The sequence below is a fragment of the Burkholderia sp. LMG 13014 genome, from assembly GCF_905232215.1.
In the GTDB taxonomy this organism is placed as follows: domain Bacteria; phylum Pseudomonadota; class Gammaproteobacteria; order Burkholderiales; family Burkholderiaceae; genus Burkholderia.
This window is the reverse complement of the sequence record NZ_CAJNKE010000561.1, coordinates 1-3,815: the sequence shown is the minus strand read 5'-3', so window position 1 is coordinate 3,815 and position 3,815 is coordinate 1. Positions and strand designations below refer to the sequence as shown.

Below are 3,815 nucleotides of genomic sequence, written 5' to 3'. Positions count from 1 at the left end.
TGCTCGGCAGCGCGACGAGCAGCTACGGGTTCTTCCGCGCGGGCAGCGACACGAACCTGATCGCGCTCGGTATCGACTGGTCGTTCCTCGACGTCGGCCGCGTGCGTGCGCGGATCGCCGCGAGCGATGCGGAAGCGGCCGGGCAGCTCGCGCAGTACCGGCAGACCGTGCTCGGGGCGCTGGAGGAAACGGAGAACGCGCTGCTGCGCGCCGCCCGCACGCGTGACGAGACGGACCATCTCGTGCGGGCCGCGACCGACAGCGCACGCGCCGCTCAACTGGCGCAGGCGCGGTTCTCGGCGGGGGCGATCGACTACTACGAAGTGCTCGACGCGCAACGCACGCTGCTGCAGGCGCAGGATGCGGCGGCCGACGGGCGGATGCGCAGTGCGACGTCGACCGTGGCGCTGTACAAGGCGCTGGCGGGCGGCTGGCCGTCGGGAACGGGGCAGGGCCCGCAAGGCCCGCTCGCGCAGTCGGGGCAGTAGCGCAGGCCGGGTGGCGCGGCAGGCCGGCGCGATCCTGCCTGCCGCGCGCCGCATGACTACACGCTGGCCGGATCGACCTTGTCGATGTCGATGCCGTAGCGCCGGATCGCTTCGCCTACCTGGGCACGCGATATCGCGCCGTCGTCGGCGAGTGCCTTCAGCGCCGCGATCACGATGAAGTGCCGGTCGACCTCGAAGAACGTGCGCAGCGCGTCGCGCGTATCCGAGCGGCCGAAGCCGTCGGTGCCGAGCGACACGAAGCGCCGGCCGTCGACGAACCCGCGGATCTGGTCGCCGACGATCTTCATGTAGTCGGTCGCGACAACCACCGGCCCGGTGCGGCCGTCGAGGCATTGCTGCACGTACGACACGCGCGGCGCCTGCTCGGGATGCAGCAGGTTCCAGCGTTCCGCGGCAAGCCCGTCGCGGCGCAGCTCGTTCAGGCTCGTCGCGCTCCACACGTCGCTCGTCACGCCGAAGTCCTGCGCGAGCAGGTCGCTCGCGGCGAGCACTTCGCGCAGGATCGCGCCGCTGCCCATCAATTGCACATGCGGCACATGCGGCGCATCGGCCGCCCGCGACGGGCCTTCTCGCAGCAGGTAGAGACCCTTGAGAATGCCGGCCTCCGCGCCGTCCGGCAGTGCCGGATGCGGGTAATTCTCGTTGAGCAGCGTGATGTAGTAGTAGACGTCCTCCTGTTCCGCGAACATCCGCCGCAGGCCGTCGCGCACGATCACCGCGAGTTCGTACGCATAGGTCGGGTCGTACGACACGCAGTTCGGAATCACCGACGACAGCACGTGGCTGTGTCCGTCGTCGTGCTGCAGCCCTTCGCCCATCAGCGTCGTGCGGCCCGACGTCGCGCCGAGCAGGAAGCCGCGCGTACGCGCGTCGCCGGCCGCCCACGCGAGATCGCCGACACGCTGCAGCCCGAACATCGAATAGAAGATGTAGAACGGGATAGTCGGCAGGCCGTGATTGCTGTACGCGGTGCCGGCTGCGATCCACGACGCGATCGCGCCCGATTCATTGATGCCTTCCTGCAGGATCTGCCCGTCCTTGGCTTCCTTGTAGTAGCTGAGCTGGCCCGCGTCCTGCGGCGTGTAGAGCTGGCCGAGATGCGAGTGGATGCCGATCTGGCGGAACAGGCCTTCCATCCCGAACGTGCGCGATTCGTCCGGCACGATCGGCACGACGAGCTTGCCGAGCGCCGGGTCCTTCAGCAGCGTGCCGAGGATGCGCACGAACGCCATCGTCGTCGACAGCCCGCGCTCGCCGCTGTCCTTGAGCTGACCGTCGAACGCGGCGAGCGGCGGCACCGGCAGCGGCGACACGTGGCTGAAGCGGGCCGGCACGTGGCCGCCGAGCGCGGCACGGCGCTCCGCGAAGTAGCGTGCCTCGGCGCTGCCCGGTTCGGGTTTCAGGTAAGGCAGGTCGTCGAGTTGCGCGTCGCTGACCGGTAGCGCGAAGCGGTCGCGGAACGCGCGCACGGCGTCCGCGCTCATCTTCTTCAACTGGTGGTTCACGTTCTGGCCTTCGCCGGCTTCGCCCATCCCGAAGCCCTTGACCGTCTTCGCGAGCACGACGGTCGGTCGTCCTTCCGCGCGCATCGCCTGCGCATAGGCCGCATGCACCTTTTCCGGGTCGTGGCCGCCGCGCGCCAGTTTCCAGATGTCGTCGTCGGACAGATCGGCGACGAGTTCGAGCAGTTCGGGATATTTGCCGAAGAAATGCTCGCGCACGTACGCGCCGCTCTGCGATTTGAAGGTCTGGTAGTCGCCGTCGACGCATTCCATCATGCGTTGGCGCAGCAGGCCCGTCGTGTCGCGTTCGAGCAGGCGATCCCAGCCGGCGCCCCAGATCACCTTGACGACGTTCCAGCCCGCCGCGCGGAACGTGCCTTCGAGTTCCTGGATGACCTTGCCGTTGCCGCGTACCGGCCCGTCAAGGCGCTGCAGGTTGCAGTTGACGACGAAGATCAGGTTGTCGAGCCGTTCGCGCCCGGCGAGCGAGATCGCGGCGAGCGATTCGGGCTGGTCCATTTCGCCGTCGCCGAGAAAGGCCCAGACCTTGCGGCCCTGATGCGCTTTCAACCCGCGATATTCGAGGTAGCGCATGAAGCGCGCCTGATACGCGGCCGTGAGCGGCCCGAGCCCCATCGACACGGTGGGGAATTGCCAGAAATCCGGCATCAGGCGCGGATGCGGATACGACGACAGCCCGTCGCGTCCCGCTTCGCGGCCGGTCTCGCGGCGGAAGTTGTCGAGTTGCGCGTCCGTGATGCGGCCTTCCAGGTACGCGCGGCCATAGATGCCCGGCGCCGAATGGCCCTGGATGTAGACCATGTCGCCGTCGAAGGTGTCGGTGCGGCCGCGGAAGAAGTGATCGAAGCCGACGTCGTACAGCACCGCGGCCGACTGGTAGGTCGCGATGTGCCCGCCGACGTTCGAATGCCGGCCCGCGCGCAGCACCATCACCATCGCGTTCCAGCGGATCATCGCGTTCAGGCGTCGTTCGAGCGCGAGATCGCCCGGATAGGCCGGCTGCCGTTCGCGCGGCACCGTGTTCACGTACGCGGTCGTCACGCGGCCGTGCAGGTCGCCATGGCGAGCCGCGTCGAGGTCGGACAGCTGGTCGAGCAGGTAGTGTGCGCGCGGGCGGCCTTCGAGCGCGATCACGGATTCGAGTGCATCGAGCCATTCGCGGGTTTCCTGCGGGTCGATGTCGGGTAGCGCGAGAGATGCGGTCATGCAGTGTCTCCAGAAGCATAAGGCTGCGCGGGGCGACGGTCGTGGCGCCGCGACGCGCGACGGAACGCCCGCCGATCGGCGGGCAGATAGTTGCAATTGCAATCGTATGAGGACAATTGTTATCGAGGTAAAATTTAATTGCAACTGCAATTCAACGAGAGGAACACCTGACATGAGCGCACCCGAACCCGATCTGTGGTTCTCGTTCGTCCGCGCGCACCGGACGATGATTCGCGAGATCGAGCGCCGCCTCGCGGCGGCCGGTCTGCCGGCCTATGCGTGGTACGACGCGTTGTGGGGGCTCGAAAGCGGGCCCGACGGTACGCGCCGCATGCACGAGCTGGCCGACGTGCTCGCGATCGAGCGCTACAACCTCACGCGGCTCGTCGACCGGCTCGAACAGGAAGGGCTCGTCACGCGCGCCCGTTCGGCGGACGACGGCCGCGCCGCGTATGCGAGCATCACCGACAAGGGGCGGGTGCTGCGCAAGAAGATGTGGAAGGTGTACCAGTCGACGGTCGCGGAGCTCTTCCTCGATCAGTTCGGCGGCAAGGAGCAGGCTGCGATCGCCGCCGCG

Annotated in this window: 3 protein-coding genes; 2 read left to right on the top strand and 1 reads right to left on the bottom strand. The window is 68.0% G+C overall.

The window, feature by feature from the left end; all coding sequences use genetic code 11:
- Positions 1–488, top strand: a 488-nt coding sequence (locus tag JYJ84_RS30850) for a TolC family protein (RefSeq protein WP_205189897.1), incomplete at its 5' end; no start/stop codon positions are given.
- Positions 489–544: 56 nt separating this feature from the next.
- Here JYJ84_RS30850 and aceE read toward each other — a convergent pair.
- Positions 545–3,238, bottom strand: a complete 2,694-nt coding sequence (gene aceE / locus JYJ84_RS30845) for a pyruvate dehydrogenase (acetyl-transferring), homodimeric type (RefSeq protein WP_175220306.1) — start codon at positions 3,236–3,238, stop codon at positions 545–547.
- 172 nt (positions 3,239–3,410) lie between these two features.
- Between aceE and JYJ84_RS30840 the strand changes: the two genes are divergently transcribed.
- Positions 3,411–3,815, top strand: a 405-nt coding sequence (locus JYJ84_RS30840; RefSeq protein WP_205189896.1) for a MarR family winged helix-turn-helix transcriptional regulator, incomplete at its 3' end; no start/stop codon positions are given.

Bases quoted from the DNA above. Each gene is read 5' to 3' on its own strand.
- aceE (WP_175220306.1), bottom strand. From the start codon at position 3,238: ATGACCGCATCTCTCGCGCTACCCGACATCGACCCGCAGGAAACCCGC.